24 protein-coding genes and 1 pseudogene are annotated in these 24,726 nt (G+C 66.2%); 15 read left to right on the plus strand and 10 right to left on the minus strand.

What is annotated here, in order from left to right; all coding sequences use genetic code 11:
- Nucleotides 1–20: 20 nt before the first annotated feature.
- Nucleotides 21–986 carry a 5-dehydro-2-deoxygluconokinase gene (iolC, locus tag ACIBG0_RS00405; protein WP_397027877.1) on the minus strand — a complete coding sequence of 322 codons (966 nt, stop codon included), beginning with the start codon at nt 984–986 and terminating at the stop codon, nt 21–23.
- A gap of 172 nt (nt 987–1,158) precedes the next feature.
- Here iolC and ACIBG0_RS00410 point away from each other — a divergent pair, with 172 nt between their 5' ends.
- Complete coding sequence (locus ACIBG0_RS00410) at nt 1,159–1,896, plus strand: GntR family transcriptional regulator (protein ID WP_397027878.1); 738 nt, start codon at nt 1,159–1,161, stop codon at nt 1,894–1,896.
- A 235-nt stretch (nt 1,897–2,131) separates the two neighbouring features.
- Here the strand turns inward: ACIBG0_RS00410 and ACIBG0_RS00415 are convergent, their stop codons facing one another.
- Complete coding sequence (locus ACIBG0_RS00415; RefSeq protein WP_397027880.1) at nt 2,132–2,701, minus strand: DUF2165 domain-containing protein; 570 nt, start codon at nt 2,699–2,701, stop codon at nt 2,132–2,134.
- A 362-nt stretch (nt 2,702–3,063) separates the two neighbouring features.
- Nucleotides 3,064–3,351: a hypothetical protein gene (locus tag ACIBG0_RS00420; protein ID WP_397027882.1), complete on the minus strand. Its 288-nt coding sequence runs from the start codon at nt 3,349–3,351 to the stop codon at nt 3,064–3,066.
- Nucleotides 3,352–3,916: 565 nt separating this feature from the next.
- Here ACIBG0_RS00420 and ACIBG0_RS00425 point away from each other — a divergent pair.
- From ACIBG0_RS00425 to ACIBG0_RS00440, 4 genes are all read left to right on the plus strand, one after another.
- Nucleotides 3,917–4,621, plus strand: coding sequence for a response regulator transcription factor (locus ACIBG0_RS00425; protein ID WP_397030124.1), 705 nt, complete (start codon nt 3,917–3,919; stop codon nt 4,619–4,621).
- On the plus strand, nt 4,599–6,143 hold the full coding sequence (locus tag ACIBG0_RS00430) for a sensor histidine kinase (protein ID WP_397027883.1): 1,545 nt from the start codon (nt 4,599–4,601) through the stop codon (nt 6,141–6,143). The genes ACIBG0_RS00425 and ACIBG0_RS00430 overlap by 23 nt, the downstream gene beginning before the upstream one ends.
- A gap of 71 nt (nt 6,144–6,214) precedes the next feature.
- Complete coding sequence (locus ACIBG0_RS00435) at nt 6,215–8,242, plus strand: ArnT family glycosyltransferase (RefSeq protein ID WP_397027885.1); 2,028 nt, start codon at nt 6,215–6,217, stop codon at nt 8,240–8,242.
- A gap of 163 nt (nt 8,243–8,405) precedes the next feature.
- On the plus strand, nt 8,406–8,864 hold the full coding sequence (locus tag ACIBG0_RS00440) for a MarR family winged helix-turn-helix transcriptional regulator (RefSeq protein ID WP_397027886.1): 459 nt from the start codon (nt 8,406–8,408) through the stop codon (nt 8,862–8,864).
- Here ACIBG0_RS00440 and ACIBG0_RS00445 read toward each other — a convergent pair whose 3' ends face one another.
- The gene (locus ACIBG0_RS00445; protein ID WP_397027888.1) at nt 8,865–10,397 is read right to left on the minus strand and encodes an AMP-binding protein; all 1,533 of its coding nucleotides are present in this window, start codon (nt 10,395–10,397) and stop codon (nt 8,865–8,867) included.
- Between the two features lie 147 nt (nt 10,398–10,544).
- Between ACIBG0_RS00445 and ACIBG0_RS00450 the strand changes: the two genes are divergently transcribed.
- Nucleotides 10,545–11,261 carry an enoyl-CoA hydratase/isomerase family protein gene (locus tag ACIBG0_RS00450; protein WP_397027890.1) on the plus strand — a complete coding sequence of 239 codons (717 nt, stop codon included), beginning with the start codon at nt 10,545–10,547 and terminating at the stop codon, nt 11,259–11,261.
- 4 nt (nt 11,262–11,265) lie between these two features.
- Here ACIBG0_RS00450 and ACIBG0_RS00455 read toward each other — a convergent pair whose 3' ends face one another.
- The gene (locus ACIBG0_RS00455; RefSeq protein WP_397027891.1) at nt 11,266–12,180 is read right to left on the minus strand and encodes an LLM class F420-dependent oxidoreductase; all 915 of its coding nucleotides are present in this window, start codon (nt 12,178–12,180) and stop codon (nt 11,266–11,268) included.
- A gap of 213 nt (nt 12,181–12,393) precedes the next feature.
- Between ACIBG0_RS00455 and ACIBG0_RS00460 the strand changes: the two genes are divergently transcribed.
- The 3 genes from ACIBG0_RS00460 (at nt 12,394) to ACIBG0_RS00470 (ending at nt 15,373) form a co-directional block, all read left to right on the plus strand.
- Nucleotides 12,394–12,561, plus strand: coding sequence for an adenylyl-sulfate kinase (locus ACIBG0_RS00460; protein ID WP_397027893.1), 168 nt, complete (start codon nt 12,394–12,396; stop codon nt 12,559–12,561).
- A 122-nt stretch (nt 12,562–12,683) separates the two neighbouring features.
- Nucleotides 12,684–13,391, plus strand: a complete 708-nt coding sequence (locus ACIBG0_RS00465; RefSeq protein ID WP_397027895.1) for a 3'(2'),5'-bisphosphate nucleotidase CysQ — start codon at nt 12,684–12,686, stop codon at nt 13,389–13,391.
- A gap of 38 nt (nt 13,392–13,429) precedes the next feature.
- On the plus strand, nt 13,430–15,373 hold the full coding sequence (locus tag ACIBG0_RS00470) for a nitrate- and nitrite sensing domain-containing protein (RefSeq protein WP_397027897.1): 1,944 nt from the start codon (nt 13,430–13,432) through the stop codon (nt 15,371–15,373).
- Between the two features lie 7 nt (nt 15,374–15,380).
- On the opposite strand, the gene ACIBG0_RS00475 is transcribed toward ACIBG0_RS00470, so the two are convergent.
- From ACIBG0_RS00475 to ACIBG0_RS00490, 4 genes are read right to left on the minus strand one after another with little or no spacing between them, the layout of a single operon-like run.
- Nucleotides 15,381–15,590, minus strand: coding sequence for a hypothetical protein (locus ACIBG0_RS00475; protein WP_397027899.1), 210 nt, complete (start codon nt 15,588–15,590; stop codon nt 15,381–15,383).
- 9 nt (nt 15,591–15,599) lie between these two features.
- Nucleotides 15,600–16,484, minus strand: a complete 885-nt coding sequence (locus tag ACIBG0_RS00480; RefSeq protein WP_397027900.1) for an NAD(P)-dependent oxidoreductase — start codon at nt 16,482–16,484, stop codon at nt 15,600–15,602.
- On the minus strand, nt 16,477–16,872 hold the full coding sequence (gene pcaC / locus ACIBG0_RS00485) for a 4-carboxymuconolactone decarboxylase (RefSeq protein WP_397027902.1): 396 nt from the start codon (nt 16,870–16,872) through the stop codon (nt 16,477–16,479). Before pcaC ends, ACIBG0_RS00480 begins: the two co-directional genes overlap by 8 nt.
- 22 nt (nt 16,873–16,894) lie before the next feature.
- Entirely contained in the window at nt 16,895–17,728 is an 834-nt protein-coding gene (locus ACIBG0_RS00490) for an SDR family oxidoreductase (RefSeq protein ID WP_397027904.1), read from the minus strand.
- Between the two features lie 87 nt (nt 17,729–17,815).
- Here ACIBG0_RS00490 and ACIBG0_RS00495 point away from each other — a divergent pair, with 87 nt between their 5' ends.
- The 5 genes and pseudogenes from ACIBG0_RS00495 (at nt 17,816) to ACIBG0_RS00515 (ending at nt 22,598) form a co-directional block, all read left to right on the plus strand.
- Nucleotides 17,816–19,393: a methylmalonyl-CoA mutase family protein gene (locus ACIBG0_RS00495; RefSeq protein WP_397027906.1), complete on the plus strand. Its 1,578-nt coding sequence runs from the start codon at nt 17,816–17,818 to the stop codon at nt 19,391–19,393.
- A pseudogene (locus tag ACIBG0_RS00500) lies at nt 19,393–19,770 on the plus strand (cobalamin B12-binding domain-containing protein); the annotation flags it as partial. The gene ACIBG0_RS00495 and the pseudogene ACIBG0_RS00500, both read left to right, overlap by 1 nt.
- 198 nt (nt 19,771–19,968) lie before the next feature.
- Nucleotides 19,969–20,925, plus strand: a complete 957-nt coding sequence (locus tag ACIBG0_RS00505) for an LLM class F420-dependent oxidoreductase (protein WP_397027907.1) — start codon at nt 19,969–19,971, stop codon at nt 20,923–20,925.
- Nucleotides 20,922–22,007 (plus strand): CaiB/BaiF CoA transferase family protein, encoded by a 1,086-nt coding sequence (locus tag ACIBG0_RS00510; protein WP_397027909.1) that lies wholly within the window; start codon nt 20,922–20,924, stop codon nt 22,005–22,007. Before ACIBG0_RS00505 ends, ACIBG0_RS00510 begins: the two co-directional genes overlap by 4 nt.
- 171 nt (nt 22,008–22,178) lie before the next feature.
- Nucleotides 22,179–22,598, plus strand: coding sequence for a group 1 truncated hemoglobin (locus tag ACIBG0_RS00515; protein WP_397027911.1), 420 nt, complete (start codon nt 22,179–22,181; stop codon nt 22,596–22,598).
- A 298-nt stretch (nt 22,599–22,896) separates the two neighbouring features.
- Here the strand turns inward: ACIBG0_RS00515 and ACIBG0_RS00520 are convergent, their stop codons facing one another.
- Nucleotides 22,897–23,850, minus strand: coding sequence for a sigma-70 family RNA polymerase sigma factor (locus ACIBG0_RS00520; RefSeq protein ID WP_397027913.1), 954 nt, complete (start codon nt 23,848–23,850; stop codon nt 22,897–22,899).
- 122 nt (nt 23,851–23,972) lie between these two features.
- Between ACIBG0_RS00520 and ACIBG0_RS00525 the strand changes: the two genes are divergently transcribed.
- A complete protein-coding gene (locus tag ACIBG0_RS00525; protein WP_397027914.1) occupies nt 23,973–24,371 on the plus strand; it encodes an SgcJ/EcaC family oxidoreductase in 399 nt (132 codons plus the stop codon).
- The last annotated feature ends 355 nt before the right edge of the window (nt 24,372–24,726 follow it).

A 24,726-nucleotide genomic window follows, 5' to 3' on the forward strand; every position in this document is an offset into this window, starting at 1 on the left:
ATCGCTGCGCGATGCTCCCTTCATTTCTGGGCCTCTCCGGTCAGTGACAGTGCGACGAGATCATCGATTTCGTCGCTGGTCGGCATGGCGGTGGAGCATTCGAGCCGGGCGGCCACGATCGCACCGGCGGCATTGGCGCGGCGCAGGATGGTCTCCAGATCCCATCCGGCCAGCAGACCGTGACACAGGCTGCCGCCGAAGGCATCGCCCGCGCCGAGGCCGTTGACCACCTCGACGGTGGCCGGTGGCACTACGACCGATTCGTGGCGGGTCTTGCCGAGCACCCCGTCCGGGCCCTGTTTGACGATGGCCAGTTCGATACCCAGATCCAATAGCGCGTCGGCGGCACGATGCGGATCGGTCTCGTCGACGGCGATGCGACACTCCTCGCGATTGCCGACCGCCACCGTCACCCGGGTCAGGGCCTCGCGTACCTGTGCGCGGGCCTGGTTGTCATCGGCCCAGAACATCGGCCGGTAGTCCAGATCGAGTACGGTCAGCGGCCGCCGTTCCCGGATCGACCAAGCATCGAAATGCGCTGCACGAGACGGTTCTTGGGACAAGCCGGTGACCGTCGACCAGTACACGCCCGCCTCCCGGATGATGTCGGGATCTACTTGGCCGCCGGTTATCTGCAGGTCCGGTGCGCTCGGCTTGCGATAGAAGTACAGGGGGAAATCGTCCGGCGGGAAGATCTCGCAGAACGTTACCGGGGTCGGCAGGCCCTCGCTGGTCTGCACGAGGGCGTCCGATACACCGAGCCGGACCAATTCGCGCCGCACATATCGGCCGAAGGGATCGTCGCCGACTCCGGACCACAGCGCGGTGCGCCGCCCGAGCCGCGCCGCCGCGACGGCGACATTGGCGGCACTGCCACCGAGGAACTTTCCGAAGGTTTCGACATCTTCCAGACCCACGCCGGACTGGAGCGGATAGATATCGACGCCGACCCTACCGGTCGACACGACTTCGAATTGAGCGTTCACAGGCTGACTCCATGGTCCGAGGGGACGGGCATCGCCGCGTATCCAGACTGTGCGCCCGTCATATCTACTTGTCAAGACTTTGTCAGGACATACTGTCGTACAGACAATAGGCCTACTATTGTGCCTAGAAATGGACGCTGACCCGCGTCTCGCTCGCCCCGAGGAGCCGACGATGCCAGTGCCACTGGATATCGCGATCGACCGCACGAGCCCCATCCCGCTGTATTTCCAACTGGCACAAGGCATCGAGAACGCGATCCTGGAAGGTCGGCTCGCTCCGGGAGACCGCCTCGAAAATGAGCTGGACCTGGCCAAACGGCTCAGACTGTCACGGCCGACCACGCGGCAGGCGATCCAGGCGCTGGTCGAAAAAGGACTCTTGATGCGCAGGCGCGGGGTGGGCACGCAGGTGGTGCAGAATCAGGTGTATCGCCCGGTCGAATTGACCAGTCTGTACGACGACCTGCTCACCGCGGGCCAGCAGCCGACCACCGAATTGCTCGATTACCGGATCGGCGCTCCGGACCCCGATATCGCCAAGGAACTCGGTGTGCCCGAGGACGCGCGTTTCGTCACCTTCCGCAGGCTGCGCCGCGCCGGAAGTGAGCCGCTGGCCGTCATGACCAACTACGTGCCCGCCGAATTCGCGCCCGCCCCCGACCAGCTCGAACTACACGGATTCTATGAATGCCTGCGGTCCAGGGGAATTCACATCGCACTCGCGCGTCAGCGGATCGGTGCGCGCGGTGCCACCCGGGCCGAGGCGCAGCTGCTGGATGAGCGCACGAACGCCCCCTTGCTGACCATGCAGCGAGTCGCCTTCGATGATTCCGGGCGTCCGATCGAATTGGGCAGGCATATGTACCGGGCCTCTAGGCATTTCTTCGACACCACCGTGCTGAGCCGCTGAGGATGGCGAGTATCGGTCCGGCGGCGATTGCCGAGCCTACCGAAACCTCGGCAGCAGACCGGCTGTGGACTGCGACAACCGTTGTGCCGAACAACGGGGCTGAGAGCACTTGGCCGAACTGCTCGAGTAGGCGGTGAATGGGGGATCAGCGGACCCCGCTGCACGAATCAGTGTGGTACCAGGTGTGTAGTACCGAAATGAAGGTGAACGTGTCGCCGGGATTGCCCAGTAGGGACTACGCGTTTATGTCCGCGTCGGCGGCCGCGCTGACTCGGGTTTCGGATCGGCTCGACATGTGCACGAGGATGAGTCCGATGGCGGCGATGAGGAAGTTCTGCAGCGCCGCTGACGTGGCGTTCACCTGTTTGTTGGCCCACATCCGGAACCACTCGCCGCCGATGGTGAGGAAGCCGCCCGCGAACAGCAGCACGGCCATGGTCCAGCCGAGACTCGACAACTTCGCTGCGAGTGCGGATCTGGCCGCGTTCCGGCCGAACAGTGCCCACCAGCCGGTCGCTGCACCCGCGAGCAGCATGAAGCCGGTCAGATACTCCCAGGTAACGATAAGTATGTAGGCGATAAGGATGACCGTGCTGTTGGTGATGGCATGCCAGTCGGTACCGGAGTGGTGAATCGTGGCCTGCATCGACAGCACCGCTTGCACACCGCGCCGATTGGTATCGGTGTCGATACAGTTGGTGACCGCCACGATCAGGTAGTACAACGCGGTAATCGATGCCAGCACCGTCACGGCCGTATCCCTGCTCCCGGCCACATCCAGGAACCGCTTACCGCTCAGACCCATATCCGCCACCTCGGTCGATTGGCACAAGACTTCGATACAGCCGCCTGCGACTCCGAGCGACCGCCCGAGCCATCATACTTCACTCCCCACACTCCGAAATGCCGTGATCCACAAGGCCTTCGACACACCATGAACCTCCCGCGATCAAGATCGGCTGGAATCTATGGCGGCATAGGTCGAAGCCACCGACCTCAGTTCCACCTGATCTCGATCCGGGGGCTGCCGCTGCGGGTCGGCGGTCGCGGGATTTCGGCGGGCGGACGATTCGTCGCAACTACTCGACTGTGCCGATGAAGCGCGGCGATGGGCTGTTGCGTCCATCGCCGCTCTTACGTCATCGGGATGTGTTGGGCCGCAGAGCGTTACTGGCCGGACTGGCACTGCGGCGGTGGACCTTGCGGGTGCTCGCCGGGCGGCGGGCCGTCTGGGTGGTCACCGGGGGGCGGGCCCTGGTGGTCGCCGGGCGGCGGGCCGTCCGGGTGGTCACCAGGAGGTGGACCCTGCGGGTGATCGCCAGGAGGCTGGCACTGCTGTCCGGGCACCGGTCCCTGTTGTCCGTCGGCGCTCGCCGCACCGGCTCCGATGCCGAGCATGCCGAGCGCGACGGCACCGGCCGCCGCGGTCATTGCCAGCTTCGATGTGAAACTCATCTGCATTCCTCCTGTTGTCGGATCAGATCCGAAACTGTCGGCCGCTTGTCCGCGCCGACCCCGAGAATCGTTGAGCCCCAACATTTGTCCATCGTTGGCGGAACTTAAGTGCCAGCTGTGAACCGACCAGTTGCCGCTTCGACTCCGCCGACCGCCCCTCCCCGCTCCGGACGTACCATCGCCCAACTGGCCGGGCCCGCCGCCTGCTCGGCTCGGGCTGCCGCTTGCCTGGCTGGGCTGCCGCTCATTGACCGCGGCCAGGGTCTTCTTGGTAGACCAGGTGCCCACCTGCACGGGCTCTGGTGCGCCCCAGACCCTGTCGGGTTCCGTTGGCGGCTGTTGCGTGGGATGACTCACGGTGCTCCTTGTGGTGCGGACCGGATAGATACTCGGATCCGACCGTGGCCCGCCTGTCTTGGAGTCGGCCGTACGCGAGTTCTGGATCGGCGGGGTATGGGCTCACAGCTGACACACAGATTCGGCACAGCTACCGCATAGCGTCCGGGGTCATGGTAGGACGATGTCCGCGATGAGCGTCGGGAACGGCCCGGCCGAACGAGTAGTCATGTGCCGCGCCGACGGCAGCCCCATCAGCGTGCTGGTCGTCGACGACGAGCCCGTACTGGCCGACATGATGTCGATGGCCCTGCGGTACGAGGGGTGGGAGGTCGCCACCGCGGGCGATGGTCGAACGGCCGTTACGAAGGCGCGCGAGGTTCGCCCGGATGTGGTGGTACTCGATGTGATGCTGCCGGATATGACGGGGCTCGAGGTCCTGCACAAGTTGCGCGCACAGTTGCCGTACCTGCCGGTGCTCTTGCTGACGGCCAAGGATTCGGTCGAGGACCGCATCGCCGGGCTGACAGCGGGGGGCGATGACTATGTCACCAAACCCTTCAGCATCGAAGAGGTGGTGTTGCGGCTGCGTTCACTGCTCCGCCGCACCGGCGTGGCCACCGAGGGCAGCGGCGCACAGCTGGTGGTCGGCGATCTGGTACTCGACGAGGACAGCCACGAGGTCACCCGGGCCGGGGAGCTCATCGTCCTGACCTCCACCGAATTCGAATTGCTGCGGTTCTTCATGCGCAATCCCAAGCGAGTGCTGAGTAAAGCGCAGATTCTGGACCGGGTGTGGAGTTACGACTTCGGCGGCCGGTCCAACATCGTCGAGCTGTACGTGTCCTATTTGCGTAAGAAGATCGACAGCGGACGGGCACCGATGATCCACACCCTGCGCGGCGCCGGATATGTCCTCAAGCCCGCAACCTGAGATGGCGCGCCGGGTGCTGAAGCCGCGGCGCTGGTCGCTGCGAGCCCGCCTGTTGGTGGGGCAGGTATTGTTGCTGGTGGTCGTGGTCGTCGGTATCGGCGCCGCGACCGAATTCGCATTGCGGCAGTTCCTGGTGCACCAGTTGGACACCGAACTGATCGATGTGCAGAAGCGTTCCCTCGGTGACGTGGGCGGCGGTCCGAGTCTCGGACCACGCCCGAGCGGCCAGCCGTCGATGCCGCCTCCACCTCCGCCGCCATCGGGTTCCGGTCCGGGACCGGACTTCCTGGACCGGCGCGGCATCCAGTCCGACACCATCGGCGCCATCGTGAACCAGGGCAGTGTCACCAAGGCGGGCCGGATCGGTGCCGACGGCACGCAGCGTGCGCTCTCGCATACCGCACAACAGCAGCTCGCCGCAGTGCCGGCCAACGGGAAGCCGGTCGACCTCGCGCTCGACGGTCAGGGCCGCTATCGGGTGGTCGCGGATACGGCGTGGTCGGGTGAGATCGTTGTCACCGGTATGCCGTTGACCGCTGTCGACGCCACCCTGCTGCGCGTCTTGCTGATCCTCGGGATCGTCACGGCGATCGTGTCGATCATCGCGATCACGGTCGGCATCTGGCTCATCCGGCACGCGCTCGCGCCCCTGGATCGAGTCGCCGCGACGGCCGCGCGGGTGGCCGATCTGGAACTGGATCGCGGCGAAGTCGTACTGCCCGTTCGCGTTCCGGCCGCAGATGCCGACCCGCTCACCGAGGTCGGTCAGCTCGGTTCGGCGGTGAACCGGATGCTCGATCACATCACCAGTGCGTTGTCGGCGCGGCACGACAGCGAGACCCGGGTCCGGCAATTCCTCGCCGATGCCAGTCACGAGCTGCGCACACCGCTGGCCGCCATCCGTGGCTATGCCGAACTGGCACAACGCAAACGGGCGGAGGTGCCCGGGGAGGTGGCCTATGCCATGGGCCGCGTAGACTCCGAATCCCGGCGCATGACCGGTCTTGTCGAGGACATGCTGTTGCTCGCGCGGTTGGATTCCGGACGTGGGCTCGAACACGAGCCGGTGGATCTGACTCAGCTCACGGTGGACGCGGTGAGCGACGCGCATATCGCTGGTCCCGAACACCGCTGGGATCTGGAGTTGCCCGACGAGCCGGTCGTGACGACGGGTGACGCGGCCCGGTTGCATCAGGTGCTCGCCAATCTGCTGACCAACGCGCGCGTCCACACCGGTCCCGGCACCACGGTGCTCACGATGCTGGAATCCAACGGCGATGGGGGAGCCGTGTGGCGCGTCACCGACGATGGACCCGGCATCCCGGAAGCCTTGCAGCCGCTGGTCTTTCAGCGTTTCGCCCGCGGTGACTCGTCGCGCTCCCGACGGGCGGGCAGCACCGGTCTCGGGCTGGCGATAGTCGCGGCTGTCGTCAAGGCACACGGCGGCGATATCTGCGTCGAGAGTGCGCCCGGCCGTACCGAATTCACCGTGCGCCTGCCTGGTGCCGCAGCCGCGAACTGAGTGCTGCGCCACACAGCGAACTCACAGTTGCGGCAGAGCTTGCAACTACCTCCGGCCGCGACGATCGAAGCATGACAACAACATTGCTGGAAGCTCCAGCCGCCCCGGCCGTCGAGCCACTGGATGCGCGGCCAGCCGGGCGCGGCTCGCTGGCGCGGCGGGTATCGCTCGCCATACTGCTCATAGCGACGGCACTGCTGTACATCTGGAATCTCGCTGCCAGCGGCTGGGCCAACGACTTCTACGCCGCCGCGGTGCAGGCGGGCACGCAGAGCTGGAAGGCGCTGCTGTTCGGTTCGCTGGATTCGGGCAACGCCATCACCGTCGACAAGCCACCCGCATCGCTGTGGGCCATGGGCTTGTCCGGCAGGCTGCTCGGCTTCAGTTCGTTTTCCATGCTGCTGCCCCAAGCCCTGATGGGAGTCGCATCGGTCGGCTTGGTATATGCCGCGGTACGCCGCTGGACCGGCACGGCCGCCGGATTGCTCGCGGGCACCGCGCTCGCCCTGACACCCGTTGCGGCACTGATGTTCCGATTCAACAACCCGGACGCTCTGCTGGTGCTGTTGCTCGTCCTCGCGGCCTACTGCACGGTCCGCGCGACCGAGCGCGGCAGTGGAGGCTGGCTCGTATTGGCCGGTGTGGCAGTGGGATTCGGCTTCCTCACCAAGATGATGCAGGCCTTCCTGGTGCTGCCCGCACTCGGACTGGTGTTCCTGGTCGCCGCACCGATCGGTTTCTGGCGTCGCATGGCCAAGCTCCTCGCCGCCTTCGTGGCAATGGTGATTTCGGGTGGCTGGTTCGTCGTCCTGGTCAGCCTGTGGCCCGCTGACTCACGCCCCTACATCGGCGGCTCGACCGACAACAGCCTGCTCGACCTCGCGCTCGGCTACAACGGTCTCGGCCGTGTCCTCGGCGGTGAGGGCAATGGTGGTGGTGGCGGTGGCGGTGGCAACACCGGCTTCGGCGGCAGCACCGGGATCACCCGATTGTTCGGGGCCTCGATGGGCACCGAAATTTCCTGGCTGCTACCGGCTGCCTTGATCGGTCTGGTGGCTGGTCTGTGGTTCACCCGTCGCACCCCGCGCACCGGACGCACGCGCGCGGGCTTGGTGCTGTGGGGCGGTTGGCTGCTCGCCACCGGTGTCGTATTCAGCTACATGCAGGGCACCATGCACCCGTACTACACCGTCGCCCTCGCTCCGGCGATCGCGGCGCTGATCGGTATCGCGGTGGTCGAGTTGTGGCGCGACCGCCAATTCGTCACGGCGCGTATCGCACTCGCGGCGATGTCCGCCTCGACCGGCATCTGGAATTTCATCCTGCTCGACCGCACACCCGACTGGTACCCGGCGCTGCGCTGGATCGTGCTGATCGGTTCGATCGTGGTCGCCGCCGTCGTCGCCGTGGGCGCACACCAACTCGGCAGGTTTACGGCAGTCGTCGCCATCGCCGGGCTGCTGTTCGGCCTCGCGGGGACCACCGCGTACGCGATCGAGACCGCGGCGACCGCGCATTCCGGTTCCATTCCGACCTCCGGCCCGGCCATTGCGGGTAAGGGGATGGGTATGGGCGGAGGGGGAGCGGCCCCTAATGGTTCCGGCGAATCAGAAACCGGCGCACCATCATTCGATGGCGCGGTACCTGGACAAGCGGGTACCGACCAACCGAGTGCCGAACGGGCCGGTGCCGAGCAGGCAGGAGCCGACGCGACCGCTGACCGAGACGCCGCAGGACCGGGCGGCTCGAATTCGTCCAACACCGCACTACAGGAGTTGGTACGCAAAACCGACACCCGCTGGGCCGCTGCGGCGGTGGGTTCGATGTCGGCGAGTGGACTCGAATTATCCACCGGCGCTTCGATTATGGCGATCGGCGGTTTCACCGGCAGCGACAATTCGCCAACGCTGGCGCAATTCCAGCAGTACGTCGCCAATGGCGATATCGCCTACTTCATCTCGGGCGGCGGTATGGGCGCAGGCCCCGGCGGCGGATCCAATAGCAGCGCAACCGAAATCACCGCATGGGTCAAGGCGCACTACACCGCCATCACGGTCGGCGGCAGCACGGTCTACGACCTCAGTCAGCCCACCGCCTGACCTTCACCACCCGAGGCGCGCCGGCCGCGAGCAGGCGCGCCTTTCGACCGAAATAGCGTGTATAATACATGTCACGTGTAGGGTGCACATTCAAGGGTGTAGCGCACGTCGTGTGTGATACACATGCGTCATAGGCGACGCGCATATCGGCAGAAGGGTCGGGATGGACAAGCCCACGCATTTGATCGAATTCGAGACCATGCTGCTCGGCCGGTACAGCCTGGCGTCTCGGCGCGGTGCCAGTCGCATGGAGCGCAGTGCCTACACCCTGCTCAATCGACTGCACGGCGAAGGTCCGATGTCCATCGGTCAGCTCAGCGAGGCGCTGGGATTGGAAGCGTCCACGCTGCGTCGGCAAACCGCCGCGATGATGCGCGCGGGTCTGATCGAACGGATCCCGGACCCCGAGGGCGGCATGGCTCGACTGTTCCGCATCACCGCCGAGGGCAGTCGCCAACTCGACTCCGACCGCACGAAGAGCGTCCGCGATCTGGACAACATCATGGCCGACTGGTCGCCCGACGACGTCGCCGCCTTCGCGGCCTATCTCGAACGGTTCAATACCGATATCGAGCGCTACCATGGCCGTCCCTGGCCGCGACATTCCACCATCAGCCGTTGATCACGCCTCACGAAGACGCTGCCTGATCCGGTACTTCTGCACCTTGCCGCTCGGGGTGCGTGGAAAGTCCTCGACGACCAGGAGCTGCTCCGGCCATTTCTGCTTGGCCAAGCCCGCCTCGGCGAAATGCGCTTGTAGATCCGCCAGCGTCGGGGCGTTCGAACCCGGATGCAGTCGCACCACGGCGGCCACGTGCTCGCCGAGCCGGGTGTCCGGCGCGGCTACAGCAACGGCCTCGGCGACCACAGGCATGGTCAGCAGGACTTCCTCGACCTCGAGGGCGCTGATGTTCTCGCCGCCGCGAATGATCAGGTCGGAGGTGCGATCGGTAATGGTGAGGAACCCGTCCTCGTCGAGTACGCCGATATCCCCGGTGTGATACCAGCCTTCCTCGTCGAAGACCTTCGCGGTGAGCGCCTCATCGGTGTATCCGAGACACAGATCCGGTCCCCGACTGAGGATTTCGCCGTCCTCGATGATCCGGATCTCGACGCCGGGCTGCGGATCGCCGTCGGTATAGAGCCGCTTGGGCTCCGGGGCAGTGCAATCGGAGGCGGTGATCGAGGGGTGTTCGGTGCTGCCGTAGGAGCGATAGACGATGAGGCCGAGTTCGGTCAGCCGCTCGGTGACCGAGCTCGGCACCGATGCGCCGCCCATGCCCGCGTACTTCATGTGCAGCAGATGTTCGGCGGTGAAGTCGGGATGATCGACCAGGCTGGTGAGGTAGTAGGGCACGCCGCCGGCGACGGTGATGCCGTAGGTGGTCATCAGGGTCAGGATCTGTTCCGGATTCCAGGTGTCGACCAGGTTGACCGCGATGCCGTCCCGGATCGGAATGAGGAAGGCATTGAGCATGCCGATGAAATGGCCGACCGGCGCGGCGGTGATCTGCGGACCGAGATCGGCCGGGTAGTGCTCGGCCAGCTGGCGGGTCTCGCAGCCGAGCGTTTGATGACTGTGGATTACGCCCTTGGGCGCGCGGGTAGTGCCCGAGGTGAAGGCGATCAGCGCCGGACCGGCGGGGTCGACCTCGACGACCCCGGCGAAGGGCTCCTCATCGAGCAGATTGTCGAAGGTGCGGCCCACGACGCCGACGATCGGCACATCCGCGTAGACGGCCGGGTCGTAGTCGATCGAACCGAATCGGTCGGTGGTGACGAAGACGCGCGGACGTACCACCCCCAGGATGTAGCCGACCTCTCGGGGTCCGTAGATATGCACAATGGGAACCACGGTCGCGCCGAGAAAGGTTGCGGCCCAGAAGGTTGCCGCGGCCTCCATCCAGTTGGGCAGCTGGAAGGCCACCACATCACCGGGACCGACACCCCGCTTGTGCAACCCCCTGGCCAGTCGGCAGGCAACCAGTTCCACATCACGGAAGGTTCCGGTATAGGGCCGGACCGCCGAATGCACGCGGAACCGGGCATCGGGGGCGGCGGCCAGACCGCGGGCAAGCAGGTCGCCGAGCGAATCGCGGGTCCACCACCCTTCGGCTTCGTAGCGTTCGACCAGTTCGGCGGGGATTGTGCGCATATGGACTCCAAATACCCGGCGCGCGGGCACGAGTCGGCCACACCCGCGGCGCTGTCGGGTGGTTATGGGATGAGTGTCGGGGGCTGCCGCTCTGAATATACTATTCTCCAGAAAGTAGAATACCAATATCTGAATTGGAGAACTGACATGATAGAGCTCGAGCTGAGCGACGGGCTTGCGGTCGTCACCATCGACCGCCCGCAGGCGCGCAATGCCATCGCACCGGAGACGATGGACCAGCTCGAGAAGGCGCTCGATGCGGCAGAGGGGGCCCGCGCGCTGGTCATCCGTGGCGCCGGCGACAAGGCGTTCGTCTCGGGCGGAGATCTCAAGCAGCTCGGCGCGATTCGTACCCTGGAAGCCGCCGAAGAGATGGCCTGGCGGATGCGGGGCATCTGTGACCGCCTCGCGGCCTTTCCGGCGCCGGTGATCGCCGCGATGAACGGCCACGCCTTCGGTGGTGGCGCCGAAGTCGCGGTCGCCGCGGATATCCGGGTCGCCGCCGACGACATCAAGATCGCATTCAACCAGGTTGCGCTGGCAATCATGCCCGCATGGGGCGGGGCCGAGCGGTTGAGCGCATTGGTCGGTCGCAGCCGAGCGCTGCTGCTCGCGGGTTCGGGCACTGTGCTCGACGCCGCCGACGCCGAACGCCTCGGCTTGGTGGACCGGGTGCTGCCTCGTGCGTCGTTCGAGGAGGGGTGGCTGGCGCTGGCTCGGTCGCTGGCCAACCCCTCCGCGGGTGAGATCAAGCGGGTGTTGTCCGGGGTTTCCGCCGCGGAGGCTGTGAATGCCTTTGCGCACCTGTGGATTTCGGACGAGCACTGGGCGGCGGCGGATAAGGTGCTGAATCGGCCGCGCTGATCACCTAAGAACCGGGCGCGCTCGTGTACGTCGCGCCGAATTCGGCGATGAAGTCGAAGGTCGCGGCGGCCTCGCGCGTGCGACAGGAGACGACGACCCAGTCGACGCCGGCCTTGGCCAATGCCGCGAATGCCTCGCGGTGCCGGTCGGCATCGACCGCCGGGGTGCCGATGCTCGCGTCCGGATAGGAGTAGACCAGATCGATGTGCTCGCTTCGGTCTGCGTCCTGTGCCGCCGATCGCACCTCGGCCATCTTGGCGGCGAGCTGGTCGAGTGTGCCGAGTTCCGGTGTGCGGGCGGTGGTGCTCAGCTCCGCGCCGCCGGTCATCGGGATCCAGCCCTGGGCGCGCGCGGCGACCCGACGGCGGCTCAGCTTCGAATTGCCACCGATCCAGATCGGGATCGGATTCTGCACCGGCCGCGGCCGGGCGATCACATCACGGGCGCTGAAATGGCGACCCTGGTAGCTGAACGGCTCGCCGCTCCAATGCAGCGCCAGCACTTCCAGCGCTTCGTCGAATAGTGCGTTGCGCTCATCGAAATCGACTCCGAGAGCGTGGAATTCACTCTTCTGATAGCCCGTGCCGAGACCGATGATCGCCCGTCCATCCGACAGCTTGTCCAGCGTTGCCGCGGCTTTGGCCAGCAGGAACGGATTGCGGTATGGCAGGACCGCGAGATAGGTGATCAGTCGCAGGCGTTCGGTCACACCGGCGACGTAGCCGAGCGCGACGAACGGATCAAGCGTCTGATGTCCGCCGGAAGCCAGCCATCGAGCGCCCGGAATTGGATGCTCACTCAAAGACAAACCGTCGAAGCCGGACCTTTCGGCCGCGATCGCCACATCGCGCAGTGCGCCGACGTCGAGCATGTCACCGTCATAGCCGGTGGTCTCTGGGTAATGCAGGATGAATCGCATCGGTGGGTGGTCCTCCCTGTGCCCTGCGCGCGGCGGGGTCGAGGCGTGCGAGTGCTCGTGACCGGAAAGGACCGCGCAGGCCAAGAATCGCATTTCCGGTAAATGGGAACCGTACTCTTCGGCGCTGTGCACCGGCAAGCGGCTCCCCGCCGTTCGGGTCCCAGCGCTGCTCGGTCGAGGTCGCATGCCAGCTGCCCGACGTGGTCAGCGCGTATGTGCGCGTTCATCCTCGCCGATCGCTTCACCCCGGACCCTGTCGCTGCGGGCGTGCAGCGGCGGGCGAACGATATCCATTGCCGTAGCAGCCCGCGACCGAAAGGCTTGTATGCCAAGGCTCGTCGCGGCGAACTGCTCAACTTCACCGGAATCGACTCACCGTAGGAGACGCCGCTCGCACCTGGATGCCAGCGGTGCGTAAACCCCCGAGACGCTGGCCGATAAGGTCATCGAGCGCCTGCGACAAGCAGGCATACTCGATCCCGCCATCGGACAGTAGGGAAGTAATGGACGATCACACGCTGGCAGCGGTGCTGGCCGAGGAAGCAGGCGAACTCCTGCTCGATATCCGCTCCGAAGGTGGCGCGGTCGGCGACCGGAAGTCCAATATCCTGCTGCTGGACCGGCTGCGGGAGGCGCGTCCCGAGGACATCGTGCTGTCGGAGGAAAGTCCGGACGACCCGAGCCGCATCGAACGGTCCCGGGTGTGGATCATCGACCCACTCGACGGCACACGGGAATACGGCGAACCGCCGCGTGCGGACTGGGCCGTGCATGTCGCCCTCGCGGTGGACGGCCGAGCCGTGGTCGGGGCGGTGGCATTGCCCGCTGCGGGACTGGTCCTGCACACCGGGCAACCGCCCGCGCTGCTAGCGCCGCAATCCGGTCCCATCCGGGTGGCCGTATCGCGCAGTCGGCTTTCCGAGGAGGTCGCGCACCTGATGGCCGAACTGTCGGCGACGCCGGTGCCGATGGGGTCGGCCGGCGCCAAGGCGATGGCCGTCGTGCGCGGGACCGCCGATGTCTACGCCCATTCCGGCGGTCAATACGAATGGGATTCGTGTGCCCCGGTCGCCGTCGCCGCGGCGGCCGGACTGCACGTCTCGCGCCTCGACGGCACACCGCTGCGCTACAACCGCCCCGACCCCTACCTGCCTGATCTACTCATCTGCCGTCCGGAACTGCGCGACACCGTGCTGGCTGCCATCCGTTAGAGAATGTAATTCTCTAAAATGTAAGCTATATTATCGCGGTGTTGAAGGCTCGGTTCCGCGGGATCCGGACGAGGATCCTTGTTATTGCGCTGGTACCCAGCCTGCTACTGATCTGCCTCGGGGTGGGTACCTCGGTCTATCTGTTCAATGACGCGCGGCGCGCCGAGGACTTCGCGCGCACGCTGGACAGTCATCTCACCCCGACACGCGAATTGGTCCTCGCCGTGCAACAGGAGCGACTGCTGTCGGTATCGCAGCTGGCCGGTGAGGTCGTCGATCCCGGTGCGTTGGTCGCGGCGAGGATGCGGTTCGATAGCGCGCTGAATACGCTGGCAGCCACCGAAGTCGAATTCCAACGCGTGGGCGGCAGCGCGATGGGGAACGTGGTGGCGGCCTTCGAAGAGTTGAAGACTCGGTTACCGGAGCTGCGCGGTGCGATCGACGCCGGTCGGCTCCCGGTCGCCGACGCCTACGACTTTTACTGCCGATTATTGGACGGCATGGACGAGGGATCGGCAACGATCGGACAATTCGCTCCGGATGCGGCCATCGGCTCCGAACTCACCCGCAATCTCGAGCTGTTGCACGTGGTCGAATCCATGTCGCGCGCCAGCGCGCTGACCGCGGCGGCCGTCCGCCCGCAGGGCCTGCCGCCGAACCTGTCCGCCGAATACCGCAACCTGGTGAGTTACTACCACGTCGAGATGGCGCGATTGGCAACCGAACTCGACGCCGCCAACGCGCAACGTGCCGCGGATCTCACCGCTTCGCCGGCCTGGCAGCAGGTCAGCGCGGTGGAAAACGCCATTGTCGAGGTGCGGTCGACAAGTGCACCGCAGTTGCCGATCAGCGTCGCGCAGTGGCGCGCGGCCGCGGACGAGGTGATCCAGCGGTTGGTGAGTCTGTGGGTGGGGCACGCCAAACAGGGCCAACAGCACGCCGCCGACGCGGGTGCCCGGCACGCGCGCGACTCGTTGCTGGTCGCGAGCGTCGTGAGTACGGTCGCTGTGCTGGCGTTCCTGTTATCGCTGTGGCTGGCCAACCAGCTGATCGGACGCCTGAAACGCTTGCGCTCGGAAACGCTTGCGGTGGCGGAGGTTCGGTTGCCGCAAACCTTGCGTCGCCTGAACGACGGTGTGCGGATCGACCCGAAAACCGAAGCCGCACAATTGGATTTCGGTACAGACGAGATAGGTCAGGTCGCACAGGCATTCAATCGGGCGCACGGCGCCGCGGTCGCGGTCGCGGTCACCGAGGCGAATACCCGCGAGGGTGTGCGCGCGGTATTCAGCAATATCGCCCATCGCAGCCAGATCGTCGTGCACCGACAGCTGGAGATTCTCGACGCGGCCGAGCGACGGCAGGAGGATCCGGCACTGCTGGAAACACTGTTCCAGCTCGACCATCTCGCCACCCGAGGACGTCGCAATGCCGAGAATCTGATCATCCTCGGTGGCGGCCGCCCTGGCCGACAGTGGCGACGTCCGGTCGCACTCGGCGATCTCGTCCGCGCTGCGATCGCCGAAACCGTTCAATACACCCGGGTGTACGCCAACGCCGGGCTGCCGTCGGTATTCGTCAACGGTGCGGTGGTAGCCGATCTCATCCATCTACTGGCCGAACTTGTCGACAATGCGACCGCGTTCTCGCCGCCGCAGTCGCGTGTGGATGTCAGCGGCAACCTGATCGACACGGGCGTTGTCGTGGTGATCAGCGATCAGGGCATGGGCATGTCGGATTCGGAACTCGAACGCGCCAACGAAATGCTCGCCGACCCACCGGGTTTCAGCGTCGCGACACTGTCGGCGGATTCTCGGCTCGGGCTGTTCGTGGTGGCGCGGTTGGGGATTCGGCACGGTATCTCGGTGCGCCTGACCGAATCCGACTACGGCGGCGTTCGCGCCATCGTCGTGATCCCGACGGCGGTGCTGGCGGCGGAGAACGCGGTCATTGCCGCGCCGACCACCGCGCAACCGTGGTGAATTCGAATCAATGGGACCGGGCGTCGGTCATCGTGGTCAACGCCACCGGGCCGCTCCACCCGCACGGCTGCCCGCACGTGGCGACGAGTTGCGATTCGGTGGCGCCGTCGGCGAAGGTCTGGATCATCGCCGACGCGTTGGCCGGATACCCACAGCGCGGGCATTTGCCGAAGTAGTGCAGCACGTCGACGACCGAGAATCGGATGGGCGTATTCATGGATAGGCCTTAATGTTGCGCGGACTGCGCGTCCGCCCAGCGCGCGATATCGGTTTGGTCGGCGCTCGGTCCCAGGTCGGCCGCGGCGCGCGTCCACAGCTCGACGGCGCGCTCACCGAGTGCGGCCGATATGCCGAGCGAGGCCGCGAGGTCGGTGGCGATGCGCATGTCCTTGAGCATGAGTCCGAGTGCGAATCCGGAATCGTAGGTTTTCGGCAGAATCGCCTGCGGGAATTTGAGTTCGGTCGCGGCACTGCGGCCGCTAGCGGAATTGATGGTCTCGATGATCACGGCGGGGTCCAAGCCGAAACGGCGTCCGGCCGCGACGCCCTCGGCGGCGGCGAGCAGGTTGACCGCGGCCAGCAGATTATTGATCGCCTTGACGGCATGACCGGCCCCCGATGCACCTATGTGGCGCAACCTGCCCAGCGGTGCCAGCACCGAATCAATTTGAGCGATAGTGTCTTTCGGGCCCCCGACCATGATCGTCAGGGTACCGTCCGTCGCCCCGCGCACACCGCCGGATACCGGCGCGTCGACCAACGTGATCCGACGCTCGGCCAGCGCCGCCGCCAGCCGCTGCGTCGACTCCGGTTCGGAGGAGCTCATATCGATCACGATCGCGTCGGGGCCCAGCGCGGTCAGCACCTGTTCGTCGCCGAGTACGGATTCGACGACCGCGGAAGTGGGCAGCATGAGAATCAGGTGCGTGGCTCCGGCGGCGGCCGCGGTGGCGCTGGTCGCGACCCGTCCGCCGACAGCCGCCAAGCTCTCGCGGGCGGTCTGCGACGGATCGAATCCGACGACATCGAAACCCGCTGCTACCAACCGCCGTGACATTCGCGCGCCCATAGTGCCGAGGCCGAGGAAGGCGATGTGTCCACGTTCAGGCATCGGCGTGCTCCTCGAGAATCGGTCCGGCGATTCGGAAGGCCTCGACTCCGGCCGGGACGCCGGCATAGACGGTCGCGTGTAGGAGCACCTCCCGGATCTCATCCGGGGTGACGCCATTGGTCAAAGCGGCCCGCACATGTGTGGCGAATTCCGTGGAACGGTTCAGCGCGGTCAGCATTGCCACAGTGATCATCGACCGGTACCGGCGGTCCAGGCCGGGGCGGGTCCACACCGCGCCCCAACAGTATTCGGTCACCAGATCCTGCAGCGGCTCGGAGAATTCGGTGGCGGCGGCCAGCGCCCGGTCGACGTACTCGGCGCCGACGACCTCGCGGCGGATCTGTAACCCGGCCTCGTAGCGCGACCGTTGATCGGGATCGATTGTCATATCCGGCAATCCTTTCGGCGAATCAGTCGAGGAACAGATCAGGTGTCGGGTGCGCGCCGCCGCCGTAGCGGGACAGGTCCCGCACCTCGCCGAATCGCATCAACGCCTCGGCGTCGATGAAGCAGTTGCCGGTGATATCCCGCGCGGGCTGGGACACGATCTCGACCGCGGCATCGGCCATGATCTCCGGGCTCCGCGCGGACGCGAGTTGATTCGTACCGTCGTCGAGGTTGGCCACCGCGGAGGTGGCAATGAAGGTCTGCGGCCACAGACAGTTGAAAGCGATTGCGGCCTCGGCGAATTCGACAGCCCAGCCCTGCGAGAGCAGTGTCATTCCGTACTTCGAGAGGGTGTAGACCGGGTGCGTGCCGAGCCACCGCGGGTTCATATTCACCGGCGGCGCGATGGTGAGCACATGCGGGTTGGCCGAGTTGCGTAGGTGCGGCACACAGGACTGGGTCAGCAGGAAGGTGCCGCGGATATTGATGTCCATCATCAGGTCGAACTTCTTGGGCGCCAACCGCTCGGTCGGTTCGGTCGCGATGGCGCTGGCATTGTTCACGCAGATATCGATGCCGCCGAACTGTTCCAACGCGGTGCCAACGACCCGTTGCACATCCTCGGCGCGGCGCACGTCACCCACCACTGCGGCCGCCTTGCCGCCCGCGGCCTCGATTGCGGCCGCCGCGGTGTAGACGGTGCCGGGCAGCCGTGGATGCGGTTCGGCCGTCTTGGCCAGCAGCACCACGTTGGCGCCCCGCTGGGCGGCGGCGACCGCGATGGCCAGTCCGATACCGCGGCTGGCGCCGGAAATCACCATCGTGCGGTCGGTCAACGGTCGGTGCTGCTCGGGCATCGTGCTCCTCGGTGAAACAGTTTGTGAGAACTCACTCGCTTCAGATGGTATTGGCATTCTCTTTTTTGGCAAGTAGCGTATTCACTGATGAACGACCAAGTGCAGACCTCGTCCGGTATCCCGCTCGAGCCGGTCTACGGACCGGACGACCGGCGTGCCGATCCGCCCCAGCCGGGCACATATCCCTTCACGCGTGGCAACTTCGCCTCCGGCTACCGGGGTCGGTTGTGGACGTTCCGGCAGTACTCGGGGTTCGGCACCGCCGAGGAATCCAACCGGCGCTACCGGTATCTGCTCGACCAGGGCGGTACCGGACTATCGGTGGCATTGGATCTGCCGACTCAATGCGGCTACGACTCCGACGACCCGGAGGTGAGTGAGGAGGTCGGGCGGGTCGGCGTCGCCGTCGACACGCTCGCCGACGCCGAGGTGCTCTTCGACGGCATCCCGCTGGACAAGATCAGCACCAGCTTCACCATCAATGGCACCGCGGCGATCCTGTTGGCGTTCTACGTGGCGGCCGCGGAGAAAAAGGGGGTGCCGCGGGAAAAGCTCACCGGCACCATCCAGAACGACATCCTCAAGGAGTACGCCTCGCGCGGCACCTGGATCTGGCCACCGGAACCGTCGCTGCGATTGATCGCCGACACCATCGAGTTCTGCGCGGCCGAGGCGCCGCGATTCAACGCGATCTCGGTGGCGGGCGCGCACTTTCGCGATGCCGGGGCGACCGCGGTGCAGGAGATGGCCTTCACCCTCGCCGACGGCGTGACCTATTGCGACACCGTGGTGGAACGCGGCCGGATGACGATCGATCAATTCGCACCGCAGATTTCGTTCTTCTTCTACACCCATGGCGATTTCTTCGAGGAGATCGCGAAATACCGTGCGGGTCGGCGTCGTTGGGCCACGCTGGTGCGCGAGCGCTACGGCGCGAGTACGGACAAGGCGTCGATGTTCCGGTTCGGCTGTGTCGCCGGCGGCGCGTCGTTGTATGCGCCGCAGGCGCAGAACAATCTGGTGCGGGTCGCCTACGAGTCGATGGCCTCGGTACTCGGCGGTGTGCAGTCGATGTTCACCGCGGCGTGGGACGAGCCGTTCGCGTTGCCCAGTGAGGAGTCGGCGACGCTGGCGCTGCGCACCCAGCAGATCCTCGCCTACGAGACCGGCGTGACGCGGGTGGCCGATCCGCTGGGCGGCTCCTACTTCGTCGAGGCGCTCACCGACGCCACCGAGGAACGCATCGTCGAGATCATGACCGATCTGGAGCGGCACGGCGGCATGGTGCGCTGCATCGAAGACGGTTATCTGCAGGGGTTGATCGCCGACGAGGCCTATCGGCTGCATCAGGAGGTCGAATCGGGTTCGCGTCCGGTGGTCGGGGTGAACCGATTCGTCTCCGACGAACCCGCACCCGATATCGGCACCTACGAACTCGACGCCACAGGCCGGGAATTGCAGCTGAAACGCCTGGCTCGAGTGAAGGCCGAACGTGATCCGGCCGCGGTGCGCGCTTGTCTCACCGCTTTGTCGTATGCCGCCGAAGGAGACGGAAACCTGATGCACAACCTGATCGACTGCGCCAACGCGTACTGCACGGTCGGCGAGATGACCGCCGCACTGAAATCGGTATGGGGCGAATTCCAGCAGCCGGTGGTGTTCTGATGCCCGCGCGCGTACTGGTCGCCAAGCCGGGGTTGGACGGCCACGACCGCGGCGCCAAGATCGTCGCTCGCACGCTGCGCGATGCCGGATTCGAGGTCATCTACACCGGGATTCGGCAGCGCGTGGAGGACATCGTGTCGATCGCGTTGCAGGAAGACGTCGCCGTGGTCGGTTTGAGCATCCTGTCCGGCGCGCATGTGTCGATGACGACGCGCGTCGTGGACGCGCTGCGGGCCGCTGGCGCCGGTGATATCGCGGTGGTGGTCGGTGGCACCATTCCGCAGGCGGATGTGCCGCGTCTGCTGGAAGCCGGTGCGGCCGCGGTCTTTCCGACCGGTACCGCGCTGGAGACGCTGGTCACCGAGATCCGGGCGCTGTGCTTACCCACCCCGTCGGCTCCGCCGACTGCCGTCCCCGAGTGCTCACCCACCCCGTCGGCTCCGCCGACTGCCGTCCCCGAGTGCTCACCCACCCCGTCGGCTCCGCCGACTGCCGTCCCCGAGACCGAAACCGCGACACCGTCGTAATCCTGAGCGATAGCCATCGTTTGAAAGAGCTTGGAAACTGGAGGAATCGTGCGAATCGGAGTGATGATCGGGCCGGAGAAGGGGGACTCCGCGCGCAAGCTCGCCAGGATGCTCGATGACATCGAATGGGCCGAAACCGCGGGACTGGACACCGCATGGATTCCGCAGATACCCACCGATTTCGACGCGCTGATCACCATCGCGCTGATGGGTATGAAGACGACCCGCATCGAATTGGGCACTGCGGTCGTGCCATTGCAGGCGCAGCATCCGATCGCTCTTGCCCGCCAGGCGCTTTCGACGCAAGCCGCTGCCGGGGGGCGGCTCGCGCTCGGTGTCGGTCCCTCGCATCACTGGATCGTGCAGGACATGCTCGGGCTGCCCTATGCCAAACCGGCGGCCTACACCCGCGACTATCTGGCCGTGCTGAATGTCGGTCTGCGCGGACCCGGCCAGGTCGATGTCGAAAACGACAGCTTCACCGTCCACAATCCGCTCGACCTCGGCCCGGTAGCGCCGGTGCCGGTGCTGATCGCCGCACTCGGGCCGGTCATGCTGCGCATCGCCGGGGAACAGGCCGACGGCACCACTCTGTGGATGGCTGACGAGCGCGCGGTGTCCGATCATGTCGTCCCGAAAATCACCAAGGCCGCCGCCGACGCCGGGCGGCCCGCCCCACGCATCATCGCCGGGCTACCGGTGTGCCTGTGTGCGCCGTCGGAAGTCGACGAGGCCAAGGCGCGGGCCAACCGAATTCTCGGTGAAGCCGAGGTTTCGCCCAACTACCAGCGGCTGCTGGAACAAGGTTCGGCCCGCGATATCGGTGACATCTGCGTCGCGGGCGACGAACAGGCGATCGCGGCGGGACTGCGGCGCTTCGCCGACGCCGGTGCCACGGACCTGTCGGTGCGGTTGCTGCCCATCGGCGACACCCGCGACGAACTCATCGCCTCCAAGCGTCGAACCCGGGAGATGATCGCCGAACTGGCGAAGGAATTGCGGTGAGCGAGCGTCAGCGAGGCGCGGTCGTGAGCCAGCCGGTGTCCAGCGCGGCGGCCGGGCCGTTGGCGGGGATCCGGATACTCGAGGTCGGCACCATGCTCGCCGGTCCCTACGCCACCATGATGCTCGCCGATCTCGGTGCCGAGGTGACCAAGATCGAACCGCCGATCGGGGAGATCTCACGCCAGGTCGGCGACTCCTATTTCGCCAGCCTCAACCGCGGCAAGCGCAGTATCCGACTCGAATTGGCCAGCACCGCCGGACAGCGTCGACTGGCCGAGCTCGTCGCGCAATCCCATGCACTGCTGGTGAATTTGAAGCCGTCGGCGATTCGTCGCCTCGGCCTGACCTACGACTCGCTGCGGCAGTTCAACGAACGAATCGTCTGCGTGGCGATCACGGGTTTCGGCTTGGACGGTGGTGACGACCCCGCCTTCGATTACGTGATCCAGGCGGCCGTCGGCATTGCGGCGATGACGGGCGATCCGGAGGGGCCGCCCACGCTGCCCGGGTATTCCTCGGCCGACAACTCGACCGGTCTTACCGCCGCGCTCGGTTTGCTCGCTCAGATCGTCTCCGGCCGGGGCGGGCAGGTGGATGTCTCGCTGTACGAGGTGATGCTCTCGCAGCTGAACTACCATGCCTCGGCCTATCTCAACGACGGCAAACAACCGCTACGTCGAAAGTTCGGCGCACATTCGTATTACGTTCCAGCGCAGCTGTTTCCGACCGCAAACGGCCATCTTGCGCTGTTCATCACCCACGACGGTTTCTGGAAGGTCTTCGCCGCCGAGGCCGGTATCGACGGATTCGGGACGATGGCCGAGCGGGCGGCACATCGCGACGACGTGCTCGCCGCCGTAGCCGCGGCCCTGGCCACTGATACCGCATCCAGCTGGGAATCTCGCCTGCGACCGCTCGGCATTCCGGCGGCGGCCGTACGCACCCTGCCCGAGGCATTGGCCACCACCCCCGAAACCGTAGTCACCGTTGGCGATTTCCGGTTGATCCGCAGTCCGATCCGGATAGCCGGATACCAGCCGCAATACAGTCCGCCGCCCGTTCTCGGGCAGCACGAGCCGTAGTCGTGCCGCTGGGCTCGGCGTGCCCGAATGGCGGGATGAGTCAGGTTCGAAATATTGCTCACAGCTGCGGCAGCCTGTTGTGAGTTCCGTGAAATGTATCGGCCACGAATGGAAAACGGGCTGCGATCGCCGACTAACGGGATGGAAACCGACCGGTGCTGTCCTGAATGCATGGAAATCATGTCATGGTTCAAGTCCAAGTCCGGCGCGGCCACGGTCGCCGAGCCCGGCACAATCTATGAGCAGATCGGCGGTCAGGAGGCGCTCGAGGCGGTAGTCGAGGACTTCTATGTCCGTGTCCTCGCCGACGAGCAGCTGGCGCCGTTCTTCACCGGTACGAATATGTCTCGGTTGAAGGGCCGTCAGGTCGAGTTCTTCTCCGCCGCGCTCGGCGGCCCGGGCCCCTACACCGGTGCCCCGATGAAGCAGGTGCATCAGGGCCGTGGCATCACGATGCACCATTTCACCCTGGTGGCCGGACATCTGACCGATGCGCTGACCGTCGCCGGGGTACCGACGGTGCTGGTGGAACAGATCATCGGCGCTATCGCCCCGCTGGCCGACGACATCGCGTCCGCCTCGGCCTCCTAGTCATCGCGCTGACCCTGCCTCGTTGACCGCCGCCCAGGCTCGGTGAGCACAAGTTGTAGGCGTTCGGGATCGTAATGCCCTTACCTGGCAGGGAACACTGTGCGACCGGAGATGGACAAGGGTCGCACCGCTTCGTCGGCAAGCCGAGGTATGCGACGTGGGCGATGCCTGAGAGCGACCACGACGCGGCGATCGACTGGATGATCGCGACTTTCCGAATCCGACGAATCCGGCCGTGGCCGAGCTGAATTCGCCCACGAGCGGTTCCGCGGACCGGACCGGTGGAACCGACTGCGGCTCAGGGCAATCGCGGGGGAAGGTCGAAGAGCTGGAATACCTCCTCGACCTGGTAGGCGACCATATGTGTGATGCGGCCGCCGCCAATGGTGAACACCTGCAAGGTGTGCAGCATGTAGCCGCCCTCGGCGTCACGGACGTAGGCCGCCAAGGCGGGTCCGCCGTTGGCCCCGACCGGCACCAATTGCCAATCGGTGCCGCGGGTGTCGAAGACGCGGGCCATGAATCCGATGTAACCTTCGCGGCCGCGGTACCAATTGAGCATGGGCGGCATTTCCATGATCACGTCGTCGGCCAGCAGTTTCTCCAGCCCAGCCAGGTCGGCGTTCCGGAAGGCGGTGACATAGCTGTCCAGGACGGCCCGCTGCTCCGCGCTCTCGGTGACCTCGTCCTCTCGAATTCCATTCTGGTTCAGCGCCTTCCGTGCCCGCTGCAACGCGCTGTTGACAGCCGCGGGTGTCATGTCCAGCGCCTGCGCCACCTGCGCTGCGGGCCAGTCGAGCACCTCCCGTAGCACCAGTACCGCCCGCTGGCGCGCGGGCAACAGCTGCATGGCCGCGACCAGCGCCAGTCGCAGACTGCCCTGCGCCAGTGCGGCTTCCGATGGATCGATCAGCATGGAGTCCGGAATCGGCTGCAGCCAAGGGGTTTCCCCGCCGTGGACCAGTGCCTCGCGGGGATCGTCACCGGGTGCATTGCCGAGGCCGGAGGGCATCGGCCTGCGCCCGCGCTGCTCCAGTGCGGTCAGGCAGGCATTGGTGGCGATCCGGTACAGCCAGGTCCGCATCCCAGCCCGGTTCTCGTCGTAGTCCTCTCGTGCCCGCCAGGCTCGCAACAGCGTCTCCTGCACCAGATCCTCGGCGTCCTGCACCGACCCGAGCATGCGATAGCAATGTGCGAGCAACTCCCGCCGATACCGGTCGGTGCCCGCCGCGAAAAAATCCACGTCCGCCATGCCCTCAGCTCCTCGAAAACGCCCCCACCGAACTTTTCTACACCGCGAGCGATGAATCGGGCGCGGCCCGCCGGTAGGTACTCGTGAGCCGTTCACCGCGGCCATGACCTCAGGAGGAAACCATGACCGACACTGCAACGCGCACCGACCGCGAGGCCGTCCTCGACGTGCTGAACAACCTTTACCGCGCCTGGGCCGCCAATGACGCCGACGCCTTCGTCGCCGACTACGACCCCGACGCCACCTCCATCCTGCGCGGCGTCTTCAACTCCGGCCGCGACGCCGTCCGATCCCGCATGGCCGCAGGTTTCGCCGGCCCGCTGCGCGGCTCGAAAACCGTGGACGAGCCCCAACTCGTCCGTTTCCCCACCCCCGACACCGCCATCGTGGTCAGCCGCAGCGCCGTCCTGATGGCAGGGGAAACCGAGCCATCCGCCGACCGCTGGGTCATGGCCACCTGGACGCTGATCCGCCGAGACGAGCGCTGGCTCCTCACCGCCTACCACAACTGCCCGGCCTAGTACTGCGAATGCACTGGGCGGTCAGGTGATTGGGTAGTTCGGTGGGGGGGGGGGGGCCGCCCCCCCCCCCCCCCCCCGCGCGGCGCGCGCGCGCCCCCCCCCCCCCCCCCCCCCCCCCCCGGCGCCGACCAACCCCCCCGCCGGGCCCGCTCCCCCCCCCACCCGCGGCCGGGCCCCCCCCCCCCACCCCCCCCGCCCGGCCCTATTAGTGCAACTCCCGGGGGGGGGGGGGTTTTGGGGGGGGGGGGGGGGGGCGGCCCCCCCCCCCCCACCGAACCATGGCGCTCGAGCGGCTCGCGACCGGCGCAGGAGCCGCCGTCGACCTCGCCCTTTACGCCTCGCCCGAGCATCGGAC

The organism is Nocardia sp. NPDC050630 (assembly GCF_044457245.1).
Taxonomy (GTDB): Bacteria; Actinomycetota; Actinomycetes; order Mycobacteriales; family Mycobacteriaceae; genus Nocardia.